The sequence below is a fragment of the Chromobacterium sp. Ag138 genome (genome assembly GCF_055181315.1).
The window spans coordinates 4083977-4109692 of the sequence record NZ_JBUPWA010000001.1; the positions used below are offsets into that span (position 1 = coordinate 4083977).

Consider the following 25716-nt stretch of genomic DNA (forward strand, 5'->3'; position numbering starts at 1 on the left):
ACCATGGTTGTTCACAAAGTTATCCACAAGATCTGTGCACAGCGGATGCAAAGCCTTGTCGCAGCAGGGTTTGCATCTAGCGGGGGGCAATCATGAACGGGCCGGTCCGGATTCAGGTCGCGGTGGATGTGCCGCTGGCGGGAACGTTCAGCTACCTGACTGAATCGCCTGTCATGCCAGGCACCCGAGTCAGCGTTTCCTTCGGCAATCGCCGGGTGTGTGGCGTGGTGGTCACGCCGATACCGGGGGAGGGTGTGCCCGAGCTCGACGCCGCCAGATTGCGGAGCATCGACGGCGTGCTGGATGGCTTGCCGCCGCTGCCGGAAGAATTTCTCGCGCTGGCGCGCTTCGCGTCCGATTATTACCACCATCCTTTGGGCCAGACGCTGTTCACCGCGCTGCCCACCGGCCTGCGCGAGCCGCGCGACGTCACCAAGCCGGACCGCAGGCCGTTCGTCCTGACCGGCGCCGGCCTGAGCGAGGCGCCGCCGGCGCGGCAGCGCGCGCGGCTGGCCTTGTGGCAGGCGCTGCAGGACGGTCCGCTGGACCTGGCCGCCGCCAAGGCGGTGACGCCTCAGGCCGGCAAGCTGCTGGCGGACTGGATGGCCGAGGGCAAGGCCGAGCGCGCGACGCTCGAGCCGCCGCCGCTGCGGCTGGGCGACGCGCCGGCGCTGAACGGCGAACAACAGGCGACGCTGGACGCGCTGTCGGCGAGCGAGGGCTTCCAGCCCTGGCTGCTGCACGGCGTCACCGGCAGCGGCAAGACCGAGGTCTATCTGCGCCTGATCGCCGAGCAGCTGGCCGCGCGGCGGCAGACCCTGGTGCTGGTGCCGGAAATCAATCTGACGCCGCAACTGATCAACCGCTTCGCCGACCGCTTTCCCGGCAGCCGCATCGTGGTGCAGCACAGCCACCTGGCCGACGGCGAGCGCATGCACGGCTGGCTAAACGCCTGGCACGGTGACGCCGACGTGGTGATCGGCACCCGGCTGTCGGTGTTCACGCCGCTGCCGCGGCTGGGCCTGATCGTGGTCGACGAAGAGCACGACGGCTCGTTCAAGCAGCAGGACGGCCTGCGCTACCACGCCCGCGACCTGGCGGTGTGGCGCGCGCGCCGCGCCGGCATCGCCATCCTGCTGGGATCGGCGACGCCCAGCCTGGAGACGGTGGCCAATGTCGAGGCCGGCCGCTACAAGAAGCTGGCGCTGACCCGGCGCGCCCACGGCGCGGCCAGGCTGCCCGACGTGCGGCTGGTGGACACCCGCCGCAAGAAGCTGGTCGAAGGCCTGTCCGAAGCGGTGCTGGACGCGCTGAAGGCCAGGCTCGCGCGCCAGGAAATGAGCCTGGTGTTCATCAACCGCCGCGGCTTCGCGCCGGTAGTCGCCTGCACCGCCTGCGGCTGGACCAGCGGCTGCCCGCATTGCTCGGCCAAGCTGGTGGTGCACCTGATGGAGCGCAAGCTGCGCTGCCACCACTGCGGCTGGGAGGAGCCGGTGCCGCGCGCCTGCCCGGACTGCGGCGATCCGGACATCAAGCCGCTGGGCGAGGGCACGCAGCGGCTGGAGTCGGCGCTGCAGCGCATGTTGCCGGAGGCCAGGGTGCTGCGGATAGACCGCGACACCACCAGCCGCAAGGATGCCTGGGACGAGGTCTACCGCAAGGTGCACGGCGGCGAGGTGGACATCCTGGTCGGGACCCAGATGCTGGCCAAGGGCCATGATTTCGGCACCTTGTCGCTGGTGGCGGCCCTGGGCGCGGACGGCGGTCTGTACTCGGCGGACTTCCGCGCGTCCGAGCGCCTGTTCGCCCAGCTGATGCAGGTGGCCGGCCGCGCTGGTCGCGCCGACGCGCCGGGCGAAGTGCTGGTGCAGACGCAGTGGCCGGATCATCCGCTGTACCAGGCGCTGGTGGCCCACGATTTCGACGGCTACGCGGCCACATTGCTGAACGAGCGCCGCCAGGCCGGCTTCCCGCCGTCCACCTTCCAGGCGCTGCTGCGCGCCGACAGCCCGGCGCTGGCCCAGGCCACCGCCTTTCTGCGCCAGGCGCGCGAGGCGCTGGAGCCGCTGGCGGAGGGCGTGCTGATCTCCGGGCCGGCGCCGGCGCTGATGGCCAGGCTGGCGCAGCGCGAGCGCGCGCAGCTGGTGCTGGAGTCCCCGCAGCGCGGCGCGCTGCACCGGCTGCTGCATCAATTGCCGCCGCTGCTGGATGGCCTGGCCAAGGCCCATGGCCGCGCGCTGCGCTGGTCGCTGGACGTGGATCCGCAGGAATTATGAGAGGAAACGATATGGCAATCGCGAAGTGGCCGGTCTTGCTGGCGCTGGCCTGCGCGCCGGCGCTGGCGCAGGCGCTGGATCTGCATGGCCTGAAGCCGGACGAGATCGCCGTGTGGGCGGCGCCGGTGGAAGGCGGCGAGCCGCTGGCCAGCCACCGGGCCGACGAGCCGGTCAACCCGGCCTCGACGATGAAGCTGCTGACCGGTTGGGCGGCGCTGAACCGGCTGGGGCCGGACTACCGCTGGAAGACCGCGCTGCTGTCGGCCGCCCCGGTGGAGGGCGACGCGCTGAAGGGCGACCTGTACTGGCTGGGCGGCGGCGATCCGCGCTTCGACAACGGCGATCTGCTGAGCCTGCTGTACAGCCTGCGGCTGCGCGGCATCCGCCAGCTGGATGGGCAGCTGCTGCTGGACAAGCGCGCCTTCGGCAATATCGGCGGCGCCGATGATTTCGACGGCGACGCCGGCCGCGCCTTCGTCGTCGAGCCGGACACCCATCTGACCAATCTGAAAGTGGCCTGGCTGACCTTCTTCAACGACGGACAGGGCGCGCGCGTCGCGCTGGACCCGCCGCTGGCCGGCGTAGAGCTCAGCGCATCGCTGAGGCCGGGAGCGGACGAGGCCTGCGCGGATGTGCGCCGCTTCGTCTCCATCGAGAACGACGGCCGCCGCGTGCGGGTGGCCGGCAGCCTGCCGCCCGCCTGCGACGGGCAGCGCGCCTACGTCAACGTGCTGGGCCACGACGCGTTCGCCGGCCAGGACTTCGCCGCGCTGTGGCAGGCGCTGGGCGGAACCGGGCCGCTGCGGGTGGCGCGCGGCCGGGCGCCGGACGGCGCGCGCGAGCTAGCGTCCTGGCAGTCGCAGCCCTTGTCGGTGGCGCTGTCCGACATCAACAAGTACAGCAACAACACCATGGCGCGCACGCTGTTCCTGACGCTGGGGCGCGAGGCCGGCGGCGAAGACACCGCGGCGGCGGCCGAGCGCGCGCTGCGCGAGGAGCTGAGCCATCGCGGCATCGCCGACATCGGCGCGCTGCGGCTGGAGAACGGCTCCGGCCTGTCGCGGCGCGAGCGGGTGACCGCCCGCTTGCTGGGCGAGGTGCTGCTGGACGCCGCGCGCGGCCCGTACGCCGGCGAGTTCATCGCCAGCCTGCCGATCGCCGCCACCGACGGCACGCTGAAGAAGCGTTTCGCCGACTTGGGGCCGCGGCTGCGGATGAAGACCGGCACGCTGAACGACGTCAAGGCGCTGGCCGGCTACTGGCAGGCGGCCGACGGCAGGCGGCTGGCCATCGTCGCCATCGTCAACGGCCCGCGGGCGATGGAGTCGGGCAAGGCGCTGGACGCGGTGGTGGCCGATCTGGCGCGCGGCTTCAATACCGAAACGATGCGATCCAGCGCAAGGCGCTGAGCCGCGAACCCGGCTATAATCGTCGGCGATCGAATTTTCAGGCGAGAACCATGAAACCGGTAACCATGTACACCACCGCTGTCTGCCCCTACTGCGTGCGCGCCAAGCAACTCTTGGCCAGCAAGGGCGTCAGCGGCATCACCGAGATCCGCATCGACCTCGATCCGGACGCGCGCGACAAGATGATGGCGCTGACCGGCCGCCGCACCGTGCCGCAGATCTTCATCGGCGAGACCCATGTCGGCGGCTGCGACGAGCTGGTGGCGCTGAATCATTCCGGCAAGCTGGACCCGCTGCTGGCGGACTGAGCGGCGGGGCTTTGCCGCGATTGGCCGCCGCGCGGCTTTCGTGCGATGATGCCCGCCGGCGTATCCATAAAATTCTGCCGTCATGAGACGGTTTTTGCGAGAAAGAACATGAGCGAACAACAAGAGCTGCAACCGGCGTTTTCCATCGAAAAAATCTACGTGAAGGACATCTCGCTGGAGGTGCCGAACGCGCCGCAGGTGTTTCTGGAACAGGCTCAGCCGGAAATCGACATGCAGCTGGCCAGCGCCGGCCAACAGCTGGACGACGGCTACTTCGAAGTGACCCTGACCGTCACCGTGACCGCCAAGCTGCCGGAAAAGACCCTGTTCCTGTGCGAAGTGGCCCAGGCCGGCATCTTCCAGATCCGCAACATCCCGGGCGAAGACCTGGATCCGATCCTCGGCGTCGCCTGCCCGAACATCCTGTTCCCTTACGCCCGCGAGACCGTGTCCAGCGTGGTGAACCGCGCCGGCTTCCCGCCGGTGCTGCTGGCCCCGATCAACTTCGAAGCGCTGTACATGCAGCAGCGCGCGCAGCAAGCCGAAGCCGGCAACGCCTGAGGCCCGCCATGAAGCGTCTCGTTCTGCCGCTGTTGCTGGCGTCCGCGTTGGCGGCCCCGTCCGTCCACGCCCTGGAATTCCGTTCGGTCAAGGAAACCGGCGTCGCACTGTACGAGGCGCCTTCGCTGAGCGCGAAAAAGCTGTTCGCGGTCAGCCGCTATTATCCGGTCGAGGTGCTGCAAAGCCAGAAGGAGTGGTCGCGCGTGCGCGACGCCACCGGCGGCATCGCCTGGATTCCGGCCGCGGCGCTGTCCAAGCAGCGCTGGCTGCTGGTGGTGTCGGCCCAGGCCGGCGTGCGCGACCGGGGCGCGGAGGACGGCAAGCTGCTGTTCACGGTGCCCAAGGACGGCGTGCTGGAGCTGCAGGAGGCCCCGCAGAACGGCTGGGCCAAAGTGCGCCACCGCGACGGCAGCGTCGGCTATGCTCGTATTACCGATCTCTGGGGCTTGTAAGGACCGCGGATGAAACTGGCGATACTCGGCGCCGGCGCATGGGGCAGCGCGCTGGCGATAGCTTTTGCCCGTCACCACCAGGTGACCTTGTGGGCGCGCGACGCTGAACAGATCCGGCGGATGGACGCGGAGCGGGTCAACCAGCGTTACCTGCCCGACTGCCCGTTTCCGGAGCCGTTGACGCTGTCGTCGGATCTCGCGGCCGCTACGCGCGACGCGGAGCTGGCGCTGATCGTCACGCCGATGGCCGGGCTGCGGCCCACGCTGAAGTCTCTGATGGCGCTGGACGCGCCGCCGCCGCCCATCCTGTGGGCGTGCAAGGGCTTCGAGGCCGGCTCCAGCCTGCTGCCGCACCAGGTGGCGGAGGAGGAGCTGCCGGCCGAGCACCTTTACGGCGCCTTGTCCGGCCCCAGCTTCGCCCGCGAAGTGGCGCAGGGCCTGCCGGCGGCGGCGGCCATCGCCTCCGACCACGCCGAGTTCGCCGCCAGCGTGGCGCGCGAGCTGCACAGCCCGCTGCTGCGCCTGTACGCCAACGACGACCTCGTCGGCGTCGAGGTGGGCGGGGCGGTGAAGAACGTGATGGCGATCGCCACCGGCGTCGCCGACGGGCTGGATTTCGGCTTGAACGCGCGCGCGGCGCTGATCACCCGCGGGCTGGCCGAGATCACCCGGCTCGCGATGGCGCTCGGCGCCAGCCCGCAGACCATGATGGGCCTGTCCGGCATGGGCGATCTGATCCTCACCTGCACCGGCGCGCTGTCGCGCAACCGCCAGGTGGGCCTGAAGCTGGCCGAGGGCAAGCCGTTGCAGCAGGTGCTGGACGAACTGGGCCACGTGGCCGAGGGCGTGGCCACCGCGCGCGAGGTGCTGACCATGGCCGAGCGCTTGCAGGTGGACATGCCGATCACCGCCGCGGTGTGCGGCCTGCTGTATCAGGGCCACGATCCGCAAACCGTGGTGGAAGGCCTGCTCAGGCGCTCGCCGAAGTCCGAATCCGGCGGCTTGCTGGATTAGGCGCGAAAGACATCAAGGCCGCTCCCCCTCCGGGCAGCGGCCTTTTTCATGCCCGCCGTTCAGCGCTCGATCGCGCGCAGGAATTCGTTGCGGGCGTTGGCGTCGGTTTCGAAATCGCCGGCGTAGCACTGGGTGATCACCCGCTCGTCGCCGCGCCGGTTTTCCCCCATCAACAGGCATAGCTGCTCGGCCTCGATCAGGCAGGCGGCGCCGCGCGCCCCGCCATGCTCGACCAGGGTGCGCGAGATCTCGTGGGTGATCCATTCCTGGTAGGTGTAGCGGTGGCTGATGGCGTCCACCATCCGCGCGATGCGGCCGAAGCCGTGCAGCCGGCCGCCGGGCAGATAGGCGACGTGGGCGACGCCGCGGAAGGGCAGCAGGTGGTGCGGGCACATGCCGTGGACCGCCAGGCTGCGTATCACCACCATGTCGCGGCGATCGTCGGCGAAGCCGCTGCCCAGCGCCTCGGCGGGGACGGTGTCGTAGCCGTCCAGCAGGCGCTTTTGCCACAGCTCGCGCACGCGCTGGGCGGTCTTGCCGGTGTGGATGGGGTCGATGGCGATGCCGCTGGCGGTCAGCATGTCGGCCACCGCTTTTTCGAAGGCGGCGGCGTCGAAGGAGCGGACGCGGTCGAGCGGGCGCTGGCAGGCGGAGTGGTCGTGATCGTCGATGAAAGACATGGCGCGGCTCCATTGCGGTGGGACTGAGGGGCGGCCGGACCCGGAGAGGGATCGGCCGCCTATGCTTGCATGGTATCGGGAGGCGGGCCGTCTTGACGATCGGATTCCGTCCGTTTATTTCGATTTCTGCGCGCGGGGCGGCGCGCTCCGCTTATTTTTCCGCGACCGGGCATCCCTGCGGGACGTAGGGATAGCGCGGCCGCAGCCGCAGCCCGCCGGCGTCCAGGTCGGGCAGCCGCGGGGGAACGGCTCGCGCCTGTCCCGCCGCCAGCGCTTCCAGCGGCGCCGGGCAGGCGGCGGGCAGGTCGTAGGTGGCGGCGAGCGTCCACAGGCCCTGGGCGTTGCGCTGGAACAGCGACAAGCGGGCGGCAAGCTTTTCCGCCAGCAGCACTTCCGGCTTGCCGCCGCCGCTGTAGTCGCCGGCATAGGCGTCGCACTCATTGCGGCCGTCCAGCAGGCAGGACGGCAGTTCGCCGGTCCGCTTGGCGGCTTGCTTCCAGTCCTGGGCCAGGAAGCCGGCCGGCAGCGGCTCCGGGCCGCGCGGGCGGATGGCCTGGGCCGGGGACTTGGGCTGGGGCTTGTCCTCGCTGAGCGCCTCGCCGGCCTTGCGGCGGACGGCGCCGTCGACGCCGGGATCATCCTTCAGCCGCTGCAGGGCGGCATGGCCATAGCGCAGCCCGCGGTAGCGCAGGAAATCGAAATCGAAGCGCTCGGCGGCCACGCGGCCGGCCTGCAGCCGGGACAGCTGGCTGGACACCGAGATCCGCGCCGGATCGGCCAGCGGCGTCAGCACGGCGGCGAGCAGGGCGAGCGACAGCCAGGCGGCGCCGATATTGGCGCAGGCCACGCCGGCGAGCCCGGGCCGCCGCCGCAAGGCCGCCCAGCCGTAACCGGCGGCGTAGCAGGCGCCGAGGATGACGAGGCAGGTGGCGAACACCCGGTCCGGCGACCAGCCGTACTGGCCGACGCGCAGCGCCAGCGCGTAGGCGGCCAGCGCCTGCAGCGGCGCGAGCAGCAGGCAGGCGGCGCGCAGGCTGAGCCGGATCACGCGGCCGGGCTGCTCGCGGCCGTCCTGGTAGGCGGTGTTCAGCAGAAAGATCAGCAGCCCGCTCGCGCCCAGCAGCAGCGCGGAGGCATGGCCGGTCTTCCACAGGCTGTCCAGCCCGGTGAAGGGCAGCAGCGCGAGAAAGGCGCCGACCAACAGGACCAGCAGGGGCAGCAGCCAGGACAGCAAGGTCAGCAGCAGCGAGCGCAGCCCCTGGATGATGCCGGGACGCGCATCGCTCAGATGCAGGCCGGCCGACAGCGCCAGCGTGCTGGCCGGTATCGCGAACTCGGCTTCGCCTATCAGCCGGCGCAAGCCGTCTATGCCCACCAGGGCGAACAGCTCGGCGCCCAGATTCAGGATCAGCCAGAACACGCCGACGAACAGGCCGGAGAACATCAGCTGCAGGCCAAGCTTCCAGGCGGTGTCGAAATAGGCGGGATAGGACGCCCGCCAGCGCCGCTCGCTTTCGCCGGCCAGGATCAGCGGCCAGGCGATGAACAGCAGCAAGGAGACGCCCAGCATCGCCAGCGCGCCCGGCATCAGGTCCGCGCGCACGGCGTGCTCCAGCCCGGCGCGCCAGCGGTCGTGCGCGCCGATGGCGGCGACGGCCAGGGCCAGTCCCGCCAGCCAGGCCGCCAGCCGGGAGGGGCGCAGCGCGCCGAGTCCGGTCTGGCACAGCAGGGGCAGCGACGCGGCGGCGAGCAGCAGCGGCGAGAACAGCAGCGGGTGGAGGGACAGCCAGCCGCCATGGTCCGACGCGCGGTACAGCGCGTAAAGCGCGATCCCTTGCAGCAGGCCGATGGCGGCGCGAATGTTAAATGGGTTCATGAACATGCCGGAAGGGGAAAAATTCTCCCGATCCTAGCATGAATGGGAAAAGCGATCAGGCGCGCAGCCCCAGCGCGTAGCGGATCGCCTCGCGCTTGAGCGGGCCGGCCTTGTCCGCCAGCCTGAGCCCCAGGCCGCGCAGCAGGCGTAGCGGGCCGATGTCGTTGGAAAAGCCGTAGCAGAACGCGTCCATGCCGGCCTGCATCGCCAGATTGGCGGGCTTGCGCGCGCGCTGGTAGCGCGCCAGCGTCTTTCCGCCCGCCCAGTCCTCTCCCTTGGCGCGGGCGTCCAGAATCGTCCGGGCCAGCGCGGCGGCATCCTGGAAGCCCAGGTTGACGCCCTGGCCGGCCAGCGGGTGGATGGTGTGGGCGGCGTCGCCGGCCAGCGCCACGCCGTCCTTGACATAGCATTGGGCATGGCGCCGGGTCAGGCCGAAGCTGCCGCGCGCCGTCAATTCCCGGATGCCGGGCAGCTTGCGCGGAAAAGCCTGGCTGACCGCGGCGATCAGTTCGTCGTCGCCCAGCGCCAGCAAGCGCTTCACCTCTTCCGGCCGGTGGTACCACACCAGGGAGGCGGCGTCGCCGCATAGCGGCAGGAAGGCCTGCGGGCCGTCGGGCGTGAAGCGTTGCCAGGTGATGTCCTGCTGGCCGCCCTCCATCCGGCAGGTCAGCGCCAGCGCGTGCATCGGGTAATCCCAGCCGGTGACGCCGATGCCGGCGGCGTCGCGCACCTGGGAGCGGGCGCCGTCGGCGGCGATCAGCAAGCGGGCCTGAATCCGGCCGCCATCGGACAGCGTCAGCTGGGAGGCTTGCGGGCGGTAGGCGATGTCCGACACGACGGCCGGACAGCGATAGTCGATGTCGCCCTTGTCCTTCAGCGCCGCGGTGGCGGCCAGTTGCACCACGCGGTTTTCCACGATGTGGCCCAGTTCAGCCACGCCGGCCTCGGCGGCGTCGAACAGCGTGCCGGCGGCCTCGTCGCCTTCCCATACCTGCATCCGGCGGTAGGGCGCGGCGCGCATCGCCAGCGCCTGGTCCCAGGCGCCTATGGACTGCAGAAAGGCGGCGGAGGCCGGGCTGATCGCCGACACCCGCAGATCGGGCGCCTGTTCCGGCGCGAACGGCGCGGGGGCCTCTCTTTCCAGCACGCAGACCGACAATCCCTGTCCGCTCAACGCGGCGCCTAGCGCGCTGCCCACCATGCCCCCGCCGACGATGACGATGTCGCGATGTTCCATTGCATTCTCCTGATTTAGAGCCTGTTCAAAGGCTGCCGCGCGTAGGCGATACGGCGTAGAAAACGTCTTCAGAATGCTCATGTGCCGCATGTGCATTCCGCTTCTTCAACCGTTTTCGCCTTGTCTCGCGCGAGTTCGCGTGACTTTGAACAGGCTCTTAGGCCGGCGCGGCGCCGGCGCGAATGGCGCTCATTCTGGCGATGGCGGCCGAATGCCGCTTTGGCCTGGATCAATGCCGGCTTCCAGCAACGCGCGCATCCGCGGCACCACGTGCTGGATGAAGGCCTCGTATTTGCGCGGCAGCGGGTGGCGATAGGGGTAGACCAGGTAGACCGGCCAGCAGTCGTGGCTCCAGCCCGGCAGCACCGGCGCCAGGCGTCCGCTTTTCAGGTGCTCGCTGGCGACGTAGGCCGGCAGCAGCGCGACGCCGCTGCCGGCGATGGCGGCGGACAGCAGCGGCGCGTACTGGTGGCTGCTGAGTACCGGCTGCACCCGCACCTGCTTCTGCTGGCCATCCTTTTCCAGCAGCCACTCCGGGGTGTCGCGCAGCTTGGGGCGGCTGGTGTCCAGCAGGATGCGGTGCAGCGGCAGGTCGTCGGGGGTCTCGAGCCGGGGCGCCTTGGCCAGGTAGTCGGGCGAGGCGAACGCCCACTCGCGCACCAGGCCCAGCGGCTTGGCTACCAGCGCGTCATCGTGGACGTTGCGGGTGCGGATGCAGAAATCCAGCCCCTCGGAGATCGGGTCCTGCAGCCGGTTTTCCACCTGCAGCTTCAGTTGCAGGCCGGGATGCAGCACCGCCAGTTCGGCCAGGATGGGCGCCAGCAGGTATTGGGCGAAGGAGGTGATGGAGCTGATCACCAGCGGACCGCTGACCTCGCCGTCAGCTTCATTGATGTCTATCCGGGCCCGTTCCAGCAGGCAACGCAGCTCGCGGGCGTGCACGGCCAGCCGCTGGCCGGCTTCGGTCAGCGCCACGCGGCGGGTGTTGCGCAGCACCAGCACGGTGCCGAACTGTTTCTCCAGCGCTTTCACCAACTGGCTGACCCGGCTCTTGGTGCAGTCCAGCTCTTCGGCGGCGGCGGTGAAGCTGCCGCGGCGGACCAGCGCGTCGAAGGCGAGCAGCGCTTGGGAGTCGGGTAAGTGATCTGTTCTCATTTAATGAACAGTGTGTCATGTGAAGCGTGGTTTTTCAATGTGTATTGCCCATGTAGCATGCAATTCATGATTTTTGATTGAACAATGGAGGCGGCGATGAACAAGCTTCTGATCGCGCTCAGGCATTGGATGGACTGGTGGCAGCAGGGCATGGCGATACATGCCAGGCAGGTATGCCGCGACGAGATGGAGGCGCTGGAGCGCATCCGCAACCACATGGGAGGAAGGCGATGAGCAGTGAAGAAACCAGGAGGGTGGTGCAGGGTTTTCTGCATGAGGTGCGTTCTGGACGCAATCCGGACGCGGCGGGCCAGTATCTGGCCGCCAGCGTGGCCGCGCACCAACTGGAGTCGGAAAATCCGCGCACGCTGGCGCGCAGTCCGGCCAATTACGCCGAGCATGTGCGCGATTTCCAGCGCCTGTTCGGCGATTTCCAGCTGCGAGTGGACGAACTGCTGGTCGACGGCGACCACGCCTACGCGCGCTGGACCCAGTTCGGCCATCATCTGGCGGAGATGGACGGCTATCCGCCCAGCGGCGCGCCGGTGGTGCTGATCGACAGCGCCTGCTACCGGGTGGAGGGCGGCAAGATCGTCGAATACTGGATACAAGCCGACCGTTGGGGCCTGCAAGATCAGTTGTGCCAGGCGCGAGCATGAGACAGACCGCATGGAGGCGCTAGAGGCGGGGCTGGAAACGGCGCGAGTGGGACTCGGCCGTTGGCCGGTCGGCATGCCGGCAGCTAGCTCGGCATTGAGCGTGGCTAATGTCTATGCCCGAGGAGAGGGGAGGATGGTTGGCGCCGCGCAGGGCGGCGCGGTGACCGGCCTGTTGCTTGCGCGGCCGGTGGCCGGCTTCGCCAGCGGATCGGTAGGCTGGCGCGCGCTGAGTCTGGCACCGGCGCGACGCTGCTGATGCGGGCGGACGGAGGTTAGACAGTCGTCATCATATTCTGAAACAATGCCTCTTCGACAGGGCCGCGCAGACGGCCTGTGAAACCGCAGAGGAGCCGCATTGCCTTATCTCGCCCTGACGCTGGCCATGTTTCTGTGGTCCAGCGCCTTCATCGTTCTGAAATACGTGTTCCAGTTCTACCCTCCGCTGGCGGTGCTGTTCGCGCGCATGGCCATCGCCACGCTGTGCCTGCTGCCGCTGGCGCTGGGCGGCCGCATCGCCTGGCATTACCGCAAGGGCGACTGGCCGTGGCTGCTGGCGATGGGCCTGTGCGAGCCCTGCCTGTACTTTCTGTTCGAGGCCAACGCGCTGATGCATACCAGCGCCTCGCAGGCCGGCGTGATCACCGCCACGCTGCCGATGATGATGGCGGCAGGCGCCGCCCTGTTCCTGCATGAGCGCCAGCCGCGCCAGGTGTGGCTGGGCATCGCGCTGTCTTTCGCCGGGGTGATCTGGCTGAGCATGGACAGCCAGGCCGGTCCGGGCGCGCCGGATCCGCTGCTGGGCAATGCGCTGGAGTTTTGCGCGATGATTTGCGCCAGCGGCTATGTGCTGATCGCCAAGCGCTTGTCGGTCCGTTATTCGCCGCTGGCGCTGACCGGGGTCCAGACCCTGGCCGGCTGCGCCTGGTTCGGCCTGGCGATGCTGACGCCTTGGGGCGTCTGGCCGGAAACGCTGCTGCTGCTCCCCAGCCTGTGGGTGCTGTACCTGGGCGCGGCGATCACGCTGGGCGCTTACGGGCTCTACACTTGGGCGGTGTCGCGGATTCCGGTGGCGCGCGCCGGCGCCTTCAACAATCTGATACCGGTGTTCACCGTGGCCATGGCCTGGCTGTTGCTGGACGAGAAATTGCAGGCCTGGCAGGGCGCGGCCGGGGCGCTGGTCTTCGCCGGCGTGTGGCTGAGCCAGCGGCGGCAGGCGTGAAAGGCGGCTGGCGGCTTTCCCCGCCATGGTCGATGATGCAGAATAGAAATGATTGTGAATGACGTAAGGAATCGAGCATGAGCCCACGGCTGATCGGATCTTGCATGATGTTGCCGTTGCTGCTGAGCCTGCAGTCGGCCTGGGCCGACGACGCGTCCGGCAACCAGGTGCAGCAGGTGATCAAGCTGCCGCTGAAGCTGAACAAGCCTCCGCAGGCCGCGGAGCATGGCGCCGCGCCGGCCGCGAAACCGGCTGCCGAGGCGAAGCCGGCGGAAGGCAAGCCGGAAGGTAAGCCTGCGGAAGGCAAGCAGCTGGAAGCCGCCAAGCCGGCGGCGGAAGGCGGGAAGAAGGCGGAGCCGGCCAAGGCCGCTCCGGAGAAAATGGAGCCCGGCGTGCCGATGGCCAAGCCGCCGGCGCGCGATCTGAGCCAGCCCAGCCCGGAAGTGCGGGCGCCGGGCGGCAAGCCGCGGGCCGCGCATCGGGTGAAGCCGCGCCGCCCGGCCAAGCACGTCGAGAAGGCGGCCGGCGAAGCCGGCCAGGTCAAGGGCGTGGTCGGCAGCATCCTCAAGGCCAACAGCGCTTATATCGCCAAGCATTCGCCGGGCTATCTGGCCAAGCTGGGAGGGCGCGCCGCGCCCAGGGCGACGGTGGTCGCCTGTTCCAGTCCCGGCGGCAATGTGGGCATGCTGGGCGGGGAGGCCGACGCCGACCTGTTCGTGATCAGCAATCTGGGCAACCAGCTGGCCAGCTCCGAGGGATCGATAGAATACGGCGTGCGCGACCTGCACACCCCGCTGCTGATGTTCGTCAGCCACACCGGCTGCGGCGCGATCAAGGCGGCGGCCGGCGATTACAGCAATCTGGGGCCGGCGGTGCAGAAGGAGCTGGACAATATCGAGATTCCCAAGGGCATCGACGCCACCAACGGCGCGTTGATCAACATCAATAACCAGGTGGAGGGCGCCATCCTGAAGTTCTCCGGCGAGGTGGAGGCGGGCAGGCTGGCGGTGCTGGGCGGCTATTACGACTTCAACAACGATCTGAAGCAGGGCCGCGGCAAGCTGGTGATCACCAACATCAACGGCGAGACCGATCCGGCGCGCATCCGCGAGCTGACTCGCAGTGGCCGCTACTTCCACTACGGTTTCATGGGGCGTTGAGTCCGCTCCGGTAGCGTGCCTGTTACAACGGTCTGTTCCGGGACCATCCAAAGAGCGCCCAAGCGGCGCTCTTTTTGCGGGAAAAGCGGAAATTGTTTGGCCATGCGCAAAAACGAATATCCGAAAACGGATTAGGATAGTCGTGAATCAAGCGAGCCAGCGGCGACGCGCGATGAACCCACTGAATTTCATCAGGGTATCGCGTTTCGGATGTAATGGCTCCGCTACAAAGGGTTGGATGGCGTCGTCATCGCGCGGCGGTGGCGGATGGTTTTTGGGTTGATATTTTTTCGAATTCGAAAATTTAACAGCAAAAACGAAAATCAAGCGCTCGGCAATTTCATTTGGTTCTTGGAGAGACAAAATGGCAGTCAGCAATCAGATCGAACTCGACGCCCTGGTGGCCCGCGTCAAGAAGGCGCAGGCGGCGTTCGCGCAGTTCACGCAGGAGCAGGTGGACCACATCTTCCGTAGCGCGGCGCTGGCCGCCGCCGACGCCCGCATCCCGCTGGCGCGGATGGCCGTTTCCGAAACCGGCATGGGGGTGATGGAGGACAAGGTGATCAAGAACCACTTCGCCTCCGAGTACATCTACAACAAGTACAAGGACGAGAAGACCTGCGGCGTGCTGTCCGAGGACGACACCTTCGGCACCATCACCATCGCCGAGCCCATCGGCGTGCTGTGCGGCATCGTCCCCACCACCAACCCGACCTCCACCGCCATCTTCAAGGCGCTGATCTCGCTGAAAACCCGCAACGGCATCATCTTCTCGCCGCACCCGCGCGCGCGCCGCTCCACTTGCGAAGCCGCCAGGCTGGTGCTGGAAGCCGCCGTCGCCGCCGGCGCGCCGCAGGACATCATAGGCTGGATCGACGAGCCGTCGGTCGCGCTGTCCAACCAGCTGATGCACCACCCCGACGTCAACCTGATCCTGGCCACCGGCGGCCCGGGCATGGTCAAGGCCGCCTACTCCTCCGGCAAGCCCGCCATCGGCGTCGGTGCCGGCAACACTCCGGCGGTGATAGACGAAACCGCCGACATCAAGCGCGCGGTGGCCTCCATCCTGATGTCCAAGACTTTCGACAACGGCGTGGTGTGCGCGTCCGAGCAGTCGGTGATCATCGTCGACGAAATCTACGACGCGGTGCGCGAGCGCTTCTCCAAGCACGGCGGCTACATCCTGTCCAAGAGCGAAGCCGAGGCGGTGCGCAAGGTGATCCTGCAGGATGGCAGCCTGAACGCCGCCATCGTCGGCCAGAGCGCGGCCAAGATCGCTGCCATGGCCGGCATCGCCGTGCCGCTGACCACCAAGGTGCTGATCGGCGAGGTGACGGAAGTATCGGAGAAGGAAGCCTTCGCCCACGAAAAACTGTCGCCCACGCTGGCCATGTACCGCGCCAAGGACTTCCTCGACGCCTGCGACAAGGCCGCCGCGCTGGTGGTCATGGGCGGCATCGGCCACACCTCGGCGCTGTACACCGACCAGGACCTGCAGGAAGAGCGCGTGCGCTACTTCGGCGACAAGATGAAGACCGCCCGCATCCTGATCAACACCCCGTCGTCGCAAGGCGGCATCGGCGATTTGTACAACTTCAGCCTGGCGCCGTCGCTGACGCTGGGCTGCGGCTCCTGGGGCGGCAACTCCATCTCGGAGAACGTCGGTCCCAAGCACCTGATCAACAAGAAAACCGTCGCCAAGAGGGCTGAGAACATGCTGTGGCACAAGCTGCCGAAGTCCATCTACTTCCGCCGCGGCTGCCTGCCGGTGGCGCTGGAAGACCTGGCGGGCAAGAAACGCTGCCTGATCGTCACCGGCCAGTATCTGTTCGAGAACGGCTTCGTCGACGAGCCGATCCGGCTGCTGAAGAAGATGGGCCTGGAAGTGGAGACCTTCTTCGAGGTGCCGGCCGATCCGACGCTGGCCGTGGTGCGCAAGGGCGCCGACCTGGCCCATGCCTTCAAGCCGGACGTGATCATGGCCATCGGCGGCGGCTCGCCGATGGACGCGGCCAAGATCATGTGGGTGATGTACGAGCATCCGGAAGCGCACTTCGCCGATCTGGCGTTGCGCTTCATGGACATCCGCAAGCGCATTTACCAGTTCCCGAAACTGGGGCAGAAGGCGATGATGGTGGCGGTGCCCACCACCTCCGGCACCGGCTCGGAAGTCACCCCGTTCGCGGTGGTCACCGATGAGACCACCGGCGTGAAATACCCGATCGCCGACTACGAGCTGACGCCGAACATGGCCATCGTCGATGCCAATCTGGTGATGAACATGCCCAAGTCGCTGACCGCCTTCGGCGGCATCGACGCGGTGACCCACGCGCTGGAAGCCTATGTCTCGGTGATGGCCAACGAGTATTCCGACCCGCAGGCGCTGCAAGCGCTGAAGCTGTTGAAGGAATACCTGCCGTCGTCCTACCTGAACGGCGCCAAGGACCCGAAAGCGCGCGAACAGGTGCACAACGCCGCCACCATCGCCGGCATCGCCTTCGCCAACGCCTTCCTCGGCGTCTGCCACTCGATGGCGCACAAGATCGGCGCCGAGTTCGGCCTGGCGCACGGCCTGGCCAACGCGCTGCTGATCAGCAACGTGATCCGCTACAACGCCGCCGACGTGCCGACCAAGCAGACCGCCTTCAGCCAGTACGATCGGCCCAAGAGCGTGGCGCGCTACGCCGAGATCGCCCGCCATCTGGGCCTGGAGGCCAGCCGCGACCACCAGCGCGTCGAAAAGCTGATCGAGTGGGTGGACGAGCTGAAGAAGACGCTGGGCATTCCGGCGTCGATCCAGGCAGCGGGCGTGGCCGAGTCCGACTTCCTGGCCAAGCTGGACGAGGTGGCCGAAGCCGCCTTCGACGACCAGTGCACCGGCGCCAACCCGCGCTACCCTCTGATCAGCGAGCTGAAGCAGCTGCTGCTGGACAGCTACTACGGCCGCCCGTACAAGGAAGCCTGGGAGCGGGAGGAGGCCGTGGTCGAGGACAAGCCGGCCAAGGGCAAGTCCAAAGCCAAGGTCTGAAGCGGCTTGTAGCCGGATATTGATCGAAGCCCGGATGAGAGTCCGGGCTTTTTTGCGTCCGCGGCATCGGACGCGCGTCATTCATCTTGACGCGATGGATGGATTGCTTGGCTTTTTGTGTGCTTGAAAATGTTGAATCAAGGTTTTAATGTGCTCGATTATTCATATCGATATGAATATATGTAAAATGGTTTGTCACTGACCGGCAAAAAATAAGCCGCAACAGAAAACCTGAGCGCAGCTGTGCCCTGGGCACGGCCAACGCAGGACCAGGCGCTCTGTCCGCGGCGACAAAACGACAGCCGGGCTTTTCACGCTTACACAAGGAGCATTGCATGCCAGGAGAACAACAGACCCTGCACCGCGGGCTGGAGGAGAGGCATATCAACCTGATGGCGCTGGGCGCGACGATAGGCGTCGGCCTGTTCCTCGGGTCCGCCACCGCGATCAAGATGGCCGGCCCGGCCATCATGCTGGCCTACGGCATCGGCGGCCTCGCCATTTTCATGATCATGCGCGCGCTGGGCGAAATGGCCATCCACAATCCGGTGGCCGGCTCGTTCAGCCGCTATGCGCAGGATTACCTCGGCCCCTTGGCCGGCTACCTCACCGGCTGGAACTACTGGTTCCTGTGGCTGGTGACCTGCATGGCGGAGATCACCGCCGTCGGGGTCTACATGGGCATCTGGTTCCCGGACGTGCCGTCCTGGTATTGGGTGCTGGCGGCGATGCTGGCGATGGGCGGCGTCAACCTGATCGCGGTGAAGGCTTACGGCGAGTTCGAATTCTGGTTCGCGCTGATCAAGATCGTCACCATCGTGCTGATGATCGTCGGCGGCTTCGCGATGATCATCTTCGGCTTCGGCAACCACGGCGTCGCCACCGGCATCTCCAATTTGTGGGCGCACGGCGGCTTCATGCCCCATGGTTTCTCCGGCGTGCTGATGTCCTTGCAGATGGTGATGTTCGCCTACCTGGGCGTGGAAATGCTGGGCCTGACCGCCGGCGAAGCCAAGAACCCGAAAAAGGCGTTGGCGCGGGCGGTGGATTCGGTGTTCTGGCGCATCCTGATCTTCTACATCGGCGCGCTGTTCGTGATTCTGTCCATCTACCCGTGGAACGAGCTGGGCACCCGCGGCAGCCCCTTTGTGATGACTTTCGAGAGCCTGGGCATCCCGGCCGCGGCCGGCATCATCAACTTCGTGGTGTTGACCGCCGCGCTGTCCTCGTGCAACAGCGGCATCTACAGCACCGGCCGCATGCTGTTCAACCTGGCCGAGCAGAAGCAGGCGCTGCCCTTGTTCGCCAAGGTCTCGAAAAGCGGCGTGCCGCTGCCGGCGCTGCTGCTGTCCATCGCCGCGCTGCTGCTGGGCGTGCTGCTGAACTACCTGGCGCCGAAGGAGGTTTTCACCTGGTTGACCGCCATCTCCACCTTCGGCGCGGTGTGGACCTGGCTGATCATCCTGCTGGCGCAGCTGCGCTTCCGCCGTTCGTTGTCGGCCGAGCAGCTGGCGACCATCAGCCACCGCATGCCGCTGTGGCCGTATGGTTCCTACCTGACGCTGGGTTTCCTGGCGCTGGTGATAGGCTTGATGGCTTATTTCCCGGACACCCGCGTCGCGCTGATCGTCGGCCCCGGCTGGCTGGCGTTCCTGGTGGCGGTGTACTACCTGCTGGGCTACCACAAGCAGGACGCCGCCTGGCGTCTGGCGCAGCAATCGCGCTGAGCCCGCGCCGCTCATGTCGATCCACCCGCCGCCAGGCGGGTTTTTTTACGCCTGCGGCAGGCCGGCGCGTTCGCGCAGGAAGGCGATCAGCGCCCTGAGCTTGGCCTGCTGCCGCGGCCGGTGCGGGTAGTACAGGTACAGCGCTTCGGCCGGCGGCATGTGATCGTCCAGCACCAAGGCGAGTTTGCCTTCGGCTATCCAGGGCGCGATCAGCGGCTCGGCCAGGTAGGCCAGGCCGGCGCCCCCCAGCGCCGCGTGCAGCAGCGCCATATTGTCGTTGGCGATCAGCGGGCCATCGACCGCCAATTGCAGCGGCTGGCCGCCGGCGGCGAACTGCCAGCGGTATTGCCCGCCGCCGCCGAAGCGATAGCCCAAGCAGTCGTGGCCGAGAAGGTCCTGGGGCGCTTTGGGCGCGCCGCGGCGGCGCAGATAGTCAGGCGAAGCGGCGATGACGAAGCGCAGCGGCCGGCTGACCGGCAGCGCCTGCATGCCGGCTTGCAATGCCTCGCCGAAGCGGACGCCGGCGTCGAAGCGCTGGGCGACGATGTCGACCAGGCCGTTGTTGACGTCCAGTTCCAGCCGCAGCTTGGGGTGGCGGACGGCGAAATCGGCCAGCGCCGGATAGAACAGCAGCTGGGCGGCGGTGTGGGGCAGGGTGACGCGCAGCTGGCCAACCGGCTGGCCGCGGCTCTGCCGGGTTTCCTCCAGCGCCTCGGCGATTTCGTCCAGCGCCGGCGATAGCCGCGCCAGCAGCGCCTCGCCGGCCTCGGTCGGCGCCACCTGGCGCGTGGTGCGAGTCAGCAGCGGCACGCCCAGCGCCTCTTCCAGTTGGCGCAGGCTCTGGCTCAGCGCGGAGGCGCTGATGCCCAGCTCCGCGCCAGCGCGGGTGAAGCTGCGATGGCGGGCGATCGCGCGGAAAGCCTGCAGCGCATCATGTGGAATTCGCGACATTGTGAAGCCTGGCTAAATAATGATTGTCATTTTGGGCCATTTATCGGCTTATCGCCATCTCCTATGCTGACGTCACTTTCCACATCAGGAGCGATGGCGATGCAAAAACGCACACTGGGCCGGGACGGCCCGCAGGTTTCGGCGCTGGGTCTGGGTTGCATGGGCATGAGCGCTTTCTATGGCCCGCACGACGATGCCGAATCGCTGGCGACGCTGGACGCGGCGCTGGACCTCGGCGTCAACTTTCTCGACACCGCCGACATGTACGGTCCGCACACCAACGAGCAGCTGCTGGCCAGACTGCTGGCGCGCCGCCGCGGCGAGGTGGTGCTGGCCACCAAGTTCGGCATCGTGATGGACCCGGCCGATCTGGCCAAGCGCGGCGTCAACGGCCGCCCGGAATACGTTCGCGCCAGCTGCGAGGGCAGCCTGAAGCGGCTGGGCGTCGATCATATCGATCTCTACTATCAGCACCGCATCGATCCCGACGTGCCCATCGAGGAAACCGTCGGCGCGATGGCCGATTTGGTCAAGGCCGGCAAGGTGCGCTGGCTGGGCCTGTCGGAGGCGTCCGCCGCCACGCTGCGCCGCGCCGCGGCCGTCCATCCCATCCACGCGCTGCAGAGCGAATATTCGCTGTGGACGCGCGATCCGGAAGACGGCGTATTGGCCGTTTGCCGCGAGCTGGGGATAGGCTTCGTCGCTTACAGCCCGTTGGGACGCGGCTTCCTGACCGGCGCGATCAAGAGCCCGGACGATTTCGCCGCCGACGACTTCCGCCGCGGCAACCCGCGCTTCCAGAGCGAGAACTTCCAGCGCAATCTGCAGCTGGTGGACCAGGTGAGGAAGCGGGCCGCGGCCAAGGGCTGCAGCCCGGCGCAGCTGGCGCTGGCCTGGCTGCTGGCGCAGGGGCAAGACATCGTCGCCATTCCCGGCGCGCGCAAGCAGGCAAACCTGCGCGACAACCTGGGCGCGTTGGCGGTCGAACTGGATGCCGGCGATCTGGCCGAGCTGGGCTCGATGTTCGCCGGCGGCCAGGTCAGCGGTCTGCGCTACGCCTCCGAGGTGATGGGCATGGTCAACCGCTGATACGGCAGCGGCGCTCAGCGCATTCTTTGGTAGGGCAATGGCGGCAGCAGCTGCATGGGGATGGAGCGTTGCTTGCCATCGGCCCCGGGCGGCGCCATGCCTGGCTGCCGCGAGGGCAGTAGGCCTGGCTGTGCGGGATGAGGAGAAAAGCCGCTGTTTCGCGGCTGTAACTGAACCGGGCCTGATTCGCTGAGCGATTTGCTGATCGAAAAGCTGTCCGCGAAACGGGGGGAACCGCGGGAGTCCGCGTAAGGAGGCGCTGGCTTGACTTCGATAAGCGGGCGCTCCAGATTTTCCAGCCGGATGCGGGGCTCGATGTTCAACGGAGCGGCTTTCGCTTTCATCTGGACGCGAGGCTTTGGCTGCTCGTGCTGGGTCGCGAATTCATAGGAGGGAAGCGGTGCCGCCGCCAGGGACGCGCTGCAAAGCGCCAATGGCAGCAGGAGGGCGTGTAGGCGCATCTTGATTCCTGCATGGATGGGCCGCGCGGGGCGGCTGGTGTTGCGTGGATGGTGTGGCTGGCGCGTTTCGCGGTGAAAACGCGTGGCTGGCTTGGACAGAAGCGTCGCATAGGCGCTGTCCTGAATAGGTAGAGCATTCTATCTAAATGGCGGGGCAGCGACAAGCGGGATTCTCGCGCTTGGCGCCTTACCGCTTCGCGCGCTCCTGCATCAGCTTGATGGTTTCCGCGTCGAACTTGGGCGCGATATGCGGCGGCGGCTGAAAACGGTTCGGCCGTTTGCGTCTCTTCTCCTCCAGCGCCCAACTGGGCGGAGGCGGGACATCGAAGTCCGGCAGCTGCAATTTGGCTTCCGCGCGCAGCGGGCGGCGCGGCAAGCTCATGTCCGGGCGCGTTTTCTCGCTTTCCGGGGTCAGGGCGAAAGCATAGGAAGGGAGCGGGGCCGCCGCCGGCGCGTTGGATAGCGCCAAGGGCAGCAGGAAAAGGCGTAAGCGCATCTTGATACCTGCGGAAAAGGCCGAATGGCCCGATGTTGCATGCAGCGGTGGCTGGCGCGATCCGATGGGAACGCGTGGCTGAAGATACAGAGCCGGCGAAGTGCCTTCTCTGAAAGATAGAGTATTCTACCTAACTATATCTGTAACGACAATTATGTAGACTGATTGATCGTTGCGGGCGGCCCGCGGCGCGGCTACGATGATGCGAAAGACATGACGCGATCGTACTGGCGCAGCGTAGTTCTGCTATGGTGTCGGCGTTTTGTCCGCGGAGCAGGGCTACATTCGCTCTGGCAGCCGCCTGACCCATACCGCAAGCCGTTTTCCATGCCCATTGTGTCCTTACATACTCCCAGCATCCTTGACTTCAAGGTTACGCTGATCAGCAATGCCGGTTATTCGCTGGTGCTGACCGGGATTCTGCTGCTGTCCTGGTTCAGTGGACGGCGGGAGCGCGCGCTGCTTACGTTGGGCATCGCCGGCCTGCTGAGCGATCTGGGTTTCCTGATCAATGTTTTGCCGCTAGGGCTGTCGGGTTGGCAGCAGTTGCAGCTGACCAATTACCTGTTGTTGGCGTTCTGTCCGCTAGCGGTGATCTGCACGCGTCAGTTGCATGGCTTGCCCAGCGGCTGGCAGGGCTGTTTCGCGCTCTGGCTGCTGCAACTGCTGGCTTATCGTTACTGGGCGGGGCCTGACGATTTTGCGGCCAGGGTGCAAGTCGTGGCCGGCTTCTCGATGCTGTTCTGGGTGTTATCGGTTTGGGCGTTCTGGCGGTTCAGGTACGCCTACCGGGGCATAGGGCATTGGATTGCCGGACTGTTCGCGCTGCTGCAAGCCCTGGTGTCCCTCGCCAGGGTTTGGTACGGCTGGCATGTCGGAGGGCGTTACGATCAAGACGGAATCCTGTTCAACGCGTTGGCGTCCCAGGCTCTGTTTTGGCTCGGATACAGCTTCAGTCTCTGCGTGTTGCTGATCAGCTATGAGCAGCTGTTGCTGCAAGTCCGCCAGCAGGCGCAGCAGGATGGTCTGACCCAGCTGTACAACCACCGGACCTTCCACGAGCAGGCCACGGCCATGTTCGCCAGGGCGCAGCGCGCGGGAGACGCGTTGGCGCTATTGCTGATAGACCTCGACCACTTCAAGGAGGTCAACGACCGCTACGGCCATCAGGCGGGCGACGAAGTGCTGCGCCAACTGGCTGACTGCCTGCGGGCGGAGTCGCGCCAGGGCGACGTGCTGGGTCGCCATGGCGGCGAGGAGTTCGTGGTGATGCTGCCGCAAGCCAGCCGGGTGGTGGCTGGCAATGTGGCGGATCGCCTGCGCCTGGCCATCGCCAATCTGCAGCCCCGCGTGGGGGAGCTGCAATTATCGATCAGCGCCAGCATAGGCGTGGCTTGCCTGAGGCCGCCGGAGCACGAGAACCTGGCCAGCCTGTTCCTGGAGGCCGACCTGCTGCTGTACCAGGCCAAGCGCAAGGGCCGCAACCGGGTGGAGATAGAGCGCGAGGCCGATCCGGCGCTGCAGCGCTAGCGGGCGATGTCTTCTTTCCGATGCGCGTCCCGCAGGTAGACCGGCAGATCGGTCGTCGGCGGCGTGGCCGGCACCTGGTACAGCATGTCGGCGACGAAGCCGCGGTGATAGTTCTTGTGGTTGACGATGTGCAGCAGCATGTCGCCGCGCCGCATGCTGCCGCGGCCGCCGTCGACGAAGGCGAAGTCGACCACCACCTCATGCGCGGCCGGATCCAGGCCGTCGGCGTAATCGACATACCAGCGGTCCAGCTCCGCTTGCGCCCGCGCGAGTTCGGCCAGGCTGGGCGTGTCCGCGGTGTTGCGGCCGCTGTAGCCATGTGGCCGCGCCAGCAGATGGCCCTGCCAGATGCGATCCACCACCAGATTGTGGTTCAAGGTGGACAGGATGCTGCCGAACACCGTGGCGCGGGGTTTGAGCAACTCCTCTTCCGGCAGCGCGGACAGCGCGTCGAACAGGCGGCGGTTGGCCCAGGCGCTGTAGCGGGCCAGCATGCGGATATCGCGTAGCGGCATGGTTGAATGGCTGGTTGTGGCTGACGGGTCAAGCATACGGACAAAACTAATCGCCATCAATTACATTGGCATTGAGCGGGCGGCTCAGCCATCTAGCCGGTAGCGGGCCAGGATGCGCTGATAGTCGCCGCTCTGGCGCAACTGCCGCAGCGCCTGGTTGAAGCGGTCGCGCAGCGCTTTGTCGCGGAAGGCGGCGGGGAAAACGGTGGTTTGCGGAAAGATGTCGTAATAGGCCACGGCCGCGCCGGTGGGCAGGCTGCTGGCCAGCTTGTCGCGAAACCAGCTGAATACGGTCCGATCGATGATCAGCAGCTCCACGCGATCGGCCCAGAACATCCGGCACTGGTTTTCCTGGCTGGCGGTTTCGTGATAATTGCGGCGGAAGCGGCCGGACGAGTCGGGCTGGTAAGCGGCTTGGAAGGCGGGGCCGAGGTCGCGCCAGCCGTGCTGCCAGATGGCGAAGCTATGCCTTGCCAGATCCTGCTGCGAGCGGATGTTCAGCCGCCGCTCGCGCTTGCCGATGGCGATATTGCGGTATTCGATGAAACCATCCGAGAAGTACACGCCTTTGCCGTCGGGACCATGCTCGTGCACCGCCGAAGCGATGTCGGCCTGGCCGCCGGCGACAGCCAGCAGCAGCCTCGAGTTGGGAACGATCGCCGTTTTCATCGAATAGCCCAGCCGTTGCAGCGCCGCGCGCATCAGGTCCACCTCGATGCCGGTGTCGCCCAGCTTGGCGTCATGGAAGGAAAAGGGCGGCCGGCCGGAGGAAAAAACCACCCGCAGCTCGCGGCCCGATGCCTGCGCCGGCGAGGCCAGCAGCCCGCAGAGCAAGAGCGCGGCGATAGGGAAAAGCGGTTTCAGAGGCAATCCTTTCCGCGGCTGGGAGACGATTCCTTGGAGCGGCGACTCCCCGTTGCGGGCGGGGCCGCGCGCCGCCGCGCGGCTCAGACTGTCGTCGGGAAATCGCCCATCAACACGGGGCCGGACCGGCATGCCCTGAGTATCGGCCAGCGATCCGGCAAGGCAAGCCGCCTCCTAGCCGGATTTCTGCGCCGGCTTGGCTTCGCTTTTGGTTGATTTGCGCGCCGCCACCGCCGGCGCGCCCTTCTGGATGTTGTTCAGCCGGCGGCGGATGCTGTCGCTGTCCAGCCAGATGTCCTCGCCTTTCAGAATCCGGTCCAACTCCTCGTCGGTGAGGAAGGGACGGCAGACGTGGCGCATCACTTTTTCGAACCACTTGCCGCTGGCGGCCACCTGCGCCTGCTGCTCATTGCCTTTGCCGATCAGCGCCGACGAATAGTTGTGGAACATCAGCTGGCAGGTGTCGTGCACCACCAGCTCGTCGCCGGCGAGAAAGATCAGCGCGCCCATCGAATACGCCCGCGCTTCCAGAATGGTGACCACGTGGGCTTGGCTGGCGGTGATGTTGTTGATGATCTGCAGGCCGGCGTCGAAATTGCCGCCGGGGGTGTTCAGGTGCAGGTAGACGATGTCGGTGCTGCTGGCGGTGCGCAGCGTGTACAAGAGGTCGGTGTAGTGGATGGCGGCGCCGATCTCGTCGGACAGATAAAACGATATCTGCCGCACCGTGCCCTGGGTTTCGTACTGGCGGTATAGCGGGACGGGCTTGTCGTCCTCGTCGCCCGTTTCGGCGTTGCGGCGCGGCATGGCGGCTCCTTGTTGTGCTTGTCTTTCCAATCTAGTCCCGGAGCGGGGGGCTTGCTTTGGGTTGGTCCAAGTCGAGCGCTTGAGGAGTCCGCTGCGCGGATGATGATTTGCATGGCGGGGCTGCCCGCCGGGCAGGTCAGGGAGCTGTCTCGCCAGCTCCCCGACACCCCTAGGCGACCCCAACAGCGCGGCGAAACCCCGTCTTCCAAGCCATCTCCGGGGAGCTGCCGGAACTAGCGGGG

26 protein-coding genes are annotated in these 25716 nt (G+C 67.0%); 15 read left to right on the top strand and 11 right to left on the bottom strand.

Annotation, left to right across the window (positions count from 1 at the left end; all coding sequences use genetic code 11):
• Positions 1–92 precede the first annotated feature (92 nt).
• From ACY3GB_RS19190 to ACY3GB_RS19215, 6 genes are all read left to right on the top strand, one after another.
• Positions 93–2276 carry a primosomal protein N' gene (locus tag ACY3GB_RS19190; RefSeq protein ID WP_463090134.1) on the top strand — a complete coding sequence of 728 codons (2184 nt, stop codon included), beginning with the start codon at positions 93–95 and terminating at the stop codon, positions 2274–2276.
• Positions 2277–2287: 11 nt separating this feature from the next.
• Positions 2288–3685 (top strand): D-alanyl-D-alanine carboxypeptidase/D-alanyl-D-alanine endopeptidase, encoded by a 1398-nt coding sequence (gene dacB, locus ACY3GB_RS19195; RefSeq protein ID WP_463090135.1) that lies wholly within the window; start codon positions 2288–2290, stop codon positions 3683–3685.
• Positions 3686–3735: 50 nt separating this feature from the next.
• Positions 3736–3993 (top strand): glutaredoxin 3, encoded by a 258-nt coding sequence (gene grxC / locus ACY3GB_RS19200; protein WP_031296824.1) that lies wholly within the window; start codon positions 3736–3738, stop codon positions 3991–3993.
• Between the two features lie 108 nt (positions 3994–4101).
• Positions 4102–4554: a protein-export chaperone SecB gene (gene secB / locus ACY3GB_RS19205; protein WP_463090136.1), complete on the top strand. Its 453-nt coding sequence runs from the start codon at positions 4102–4104 to the stop codon at positions 4552–4554.
• Between the two features lie 8 nt (positions 4555–4562).
• Complete coding sequence (locus tag ACY3GB_RS19210) at positions 4563–5006, top strand: SH3 domain-containing protein (protein ID WP_021478519.1); 444 nt, start codon at positions 4563–4565, stop codon at positions 5004–5006.
• 9 nt (positions 5007–5015) lie between these two features.
• Positions 5016–6020: an NAD(P)H-dependent glycerol-3-phosphate dehydrogenase gene (locus tag ACY3GB_RS19215; RefSeq protein ID WP_463090137.1), complete on the top strand. Its 1005-nt coding sequence runs from the start codon at positions 5016–5018 to the stop codon at positions 6018–6020.
• Between the two features lie 59 nt (positions 6021–6079).
• Here the strand turns inward: ACY3GB_RS19215 and folE are convergent, their stop codons facing one another.
• The 4 genes from folE to ACY3GB_RS19235 all read right to left on the bottom strand — a co-directional run bounded on the left by folE (position 6080) and on the right by ACY3GB_RS19235 (position 10968).
• Positions 6080–6700 carry a GTP cyclohydrolase I FolE gene (gene folE, locus ACY3GB_RS19220; protein ID WP_463090138.1) on the bottom strand — a complete coding sequence of 207 codons (621 nt, stop codon included), beginning with the start codon at positions 6698–6700 and terminating at the stop codon, positions 6080–6082.
• Between the two features lie 151 nt (positions 6701–6851).
• Positions 6852–8576: a DUF4153 domain-containing protein gene (locus ACY3GB_RS19225; protein WP_463090139.1), complete on the bottom strand. Its 1725-nt coding sequence runs from the start codon at positions 8574–8576 to the stop codon at positions 6852–6854.
• A 55-nt stretch (positions 8577–8631) separates the two neighbouring features.
• Positions 8632–9813 carry an FAD-dependent monooxygenase gene (locus tag ACY3GB_RS19230; protein ID WP_463090140.1) on the bottom strand — a complete coding sequence of 394 codons (1182 nt, stop codon included), beginning with the start codon at positions 9811–9813 and terminating at the stop codon, positions 8632–8634.
• A gap of 189 nt (positions 9814–10002) precedes the next feature.
• Entirely contained in the window at positions 10003–10968 is a 966-nt protein-coding gene (locus ACY3GB_RS19235) for a LysR family transcriptional regulator (protein ID WP_463090141.1), read from the bottom strand.
• Between the two features lie 96 nt (positions 10969–11064).
• Here ACY3GB_RS19235 and ACY3GB_RS19240 point away from each other — a divergent pair, with 96 nt between their 5' ends.
• The 5 genes from ACY3GB_RS19240 to ACY3GB_RS19260 all read left to right on the top strand — a co-directional run bounded on the left by ACY3GB_RS19240 (position 11065) and on the right by ACY3GB_RS19260 (position 14006).
• Positions 11065–11202 (top strand): hypothetical protein, encoded by a 138-nt coding sequence (locus ACY3GB_RS19240; RefSeq protein WP_463090142.1) that lies wholly within the window; start codon positions 11065–11067, stop codon positions 11200–11202.
• Positions 11199–11627: an ester cyclase gene (locus ACY3GB_RS19245; RefSeq protein WP_463090143.1), complete on the top strand. Its 429-nt coding sequence runs from the start codon at positions 11199–11201 to the stop codon at positions 11625–11627. Before ACY3GB_RS19240 ends, ACY3GB_RS19245 begins: the two co-directional genes overlap by 4 nt.
• 133 nt (positions 11628–11760) lie before the next feature.
• Positions 11761–11883 (top strand): hypothetical protein, encoded by a 123-nt coding sequence (locus ACY3GB_RS19250; RefSeq protein WP_463090144.1) that lies wholly within the window; start codon positions 11761–11763, stop codon positions 11881–11883.
• A gap of 99 nt (positions 11884–11982) precedes the next feature.
• A complete protein-coding gene (locus ACY3GB_RS19255; protein WP_463090145.1) occupies positions 11983–12846 on the top strand; it encodes a DMT family transporter in 864 nt (287 codons plus the stop codon).
• A 104-nt stretch (positions 12847–12950) separates the two neighbouring features.
• Positions 12951–14006 (top strand): carbonic anhydrase, encoded by a 1056-nt coding sequence (locus tag ACY3GB_RS19260; RefSeq protein ID WP_463090146.1) that lies wholly within the window; start codon positions 12951–12953, stop codon positions 14004–14006.
• A 147-nt stretch (positions 14007–14153) separates the two neighbouring features.
• Here ACY3GB_RS19260 and ACY3GB_RS19265 read toward each other — a convergent pair whose 3' ends face one another.
• On the bottom strand, positions 14154–14384 hold the full coding sequence (locus ACY3GB_RS19265; protein WP_463090147.1) for a hypothetical protein: 231 nt from the start codon (positions 14382–14384) through the stop codon (positions 14154–14156).
• Between ACY3GB_RS19265 and adhE the strand changes: the two genes are divergently transcribed.
• Entirely contained in the window at positions 14371–17034 is a 2664-nt protein-coding gene (gene adhE, locus ACY3GB_RS19270; RefSeq protein ID WP_463090148.1) for a bifunctional acetaldehyde-CoA/alcohol dehydrogenase, read from the top strand. The genes ACY3GB_RS19265 and adhE overlap by 14 nt on opposite strands.
• A 335-nt stretch (positions 17035–17369) precedes the next feature.
• Positions 17370–18761 carry an amino acid permease gene (locus ACY3GB_RS19275; protein ID WP_463090149.1) on the top strand — a complete coding sequence of 464 codons (1392 nt, stop codon included), beginning with the start codon at positions 17370–17372 and terminating at the stop codon, positions 18759–18761.
• Between the two features lie 45 nt (positions 18762–18806).
• Here ACY3GB_RS19275 and ACY3GB_RS19280 read toward each other — a convergent pair whose 3' ends face one another.
• Positions 18807–19712 carry a LysR family transcriptional regulator gene (locus ACY3GB_RS19280; protein ID WP_463090150.1) on the bottom strand — a complete coding sequence of 302 codons (906 nt, stop codon included), beginning with the start codon at positions 19710–19712 and terminating at the stop codon, positions 18807–18809.
• A 99-nt stretch (positions 19713–19811) separates the two neighbouring features.
• Between ACY3GB_RS19280 and ACY3GB_RS19285 the strand changes: the two genes are divergently transcribed.
• Positions 19812–20801, top strand: a complete 990-nt coding sequence (locus ACY3GB_RS19285; protein WP_463090151.1) for an aldo/keto reductase — start codon at positions 19812–19814, stop codon at positions 20799–20801.
• A 14-nt stretch (positions 20802–20815) separates the two neighbouring features.
• Here ACY3GB_RS19285 and ACY3GB_RS19290 read toward each other — a convergent pair whose 3' ends face one another.
• Together ACY3GB_RS19290 and ACY3GB_RS19295 are read right to left on the bottom strand one after the other, a co-directional pair.
• On the bottom strand, positions 20816–21262 hold the full coding sequence (locus ACY3GB_RS19290; protein WP_463090152.1) for a hypothetical protein: 447 nt from the start codon (positions 21260–21262) through the stop codon (positions 20816–20818).
• 187 nt (positions 21263–21449) lie between these two features.
• Positions 21450–21758: a hypothetical protein gene (locus tag ACY3GB_RS19295; RefSeq protein ID WP_463090153.1), complete on the bottom strand. Its 309-nt coding sequence runs from the start codon at positions 21756–21758 to the stop codon at positions 21450–21452.
• 327 nt (positions 21759–22085) lie between these two features.
• Here ACY3GB_RS19295 and ACY3GB_RS19300 point away from each other — a divergent pair, with 327 nt between their 5' ends.
• Positions 22086–23288: a GGDEF domain-containing protein gene (locus ACY3GB_RS19300; RefSeq protein ID WP_463090154.1), complete on the top strand. Its 1203-nt coding sequence runs from the start codon at positions 22086–22088 to the stop codon at positions 23286–23288.
• Here ACY3GB_RS19300 and ACY3GB_RS19305 read toward each other — a convergent pair.
• The 3 genes from ACY3GB_RS19305 to ACY3GB_RS19315 all read right to left on the bottom strand — a co-directional run bounded on the left by ACY3GB_RS19305 (position 23285) and on the right by ACY3GB_RS19315 (position 25474).
• Positions 23285–23803, bottom strand: coding sequence for a DinB family protein (locus ACY3GB_RS19305; RefSeq protein ID WP_463090155.1), 519 nt, complete (start codon positions 23801–23803; stop codon positions 23285–23287). The genes ACY3GB_RS19300 and ACY3GB_RS19305 overlap by 4 nt on opposite strands.
• A gap of 84 nt (positions 23804–23887) precedes the next feature.
• A complete protein-coding gene (locus ACY3GB_RS19310) occupies positions 23888–24673 on the bottom strand; it encodes a substrate-binding periplasmic protein (RefSeq protein WP_463090156.1) in 786 nt (261 codons plus the stop codon).
• Positions 24674–24841: 168 nt separating this feature from the next.
• Entirely contained in the window at positions 24842–25474 is a 633-nt protein-coding gene (locus ACY3GB_RS19315) for a Clp protease ClpP (protein WP_463090157.1), read from the bottom strand.
• Between the last annotated feature and the right edge of the window lie 242 nt (positions 25475–25716).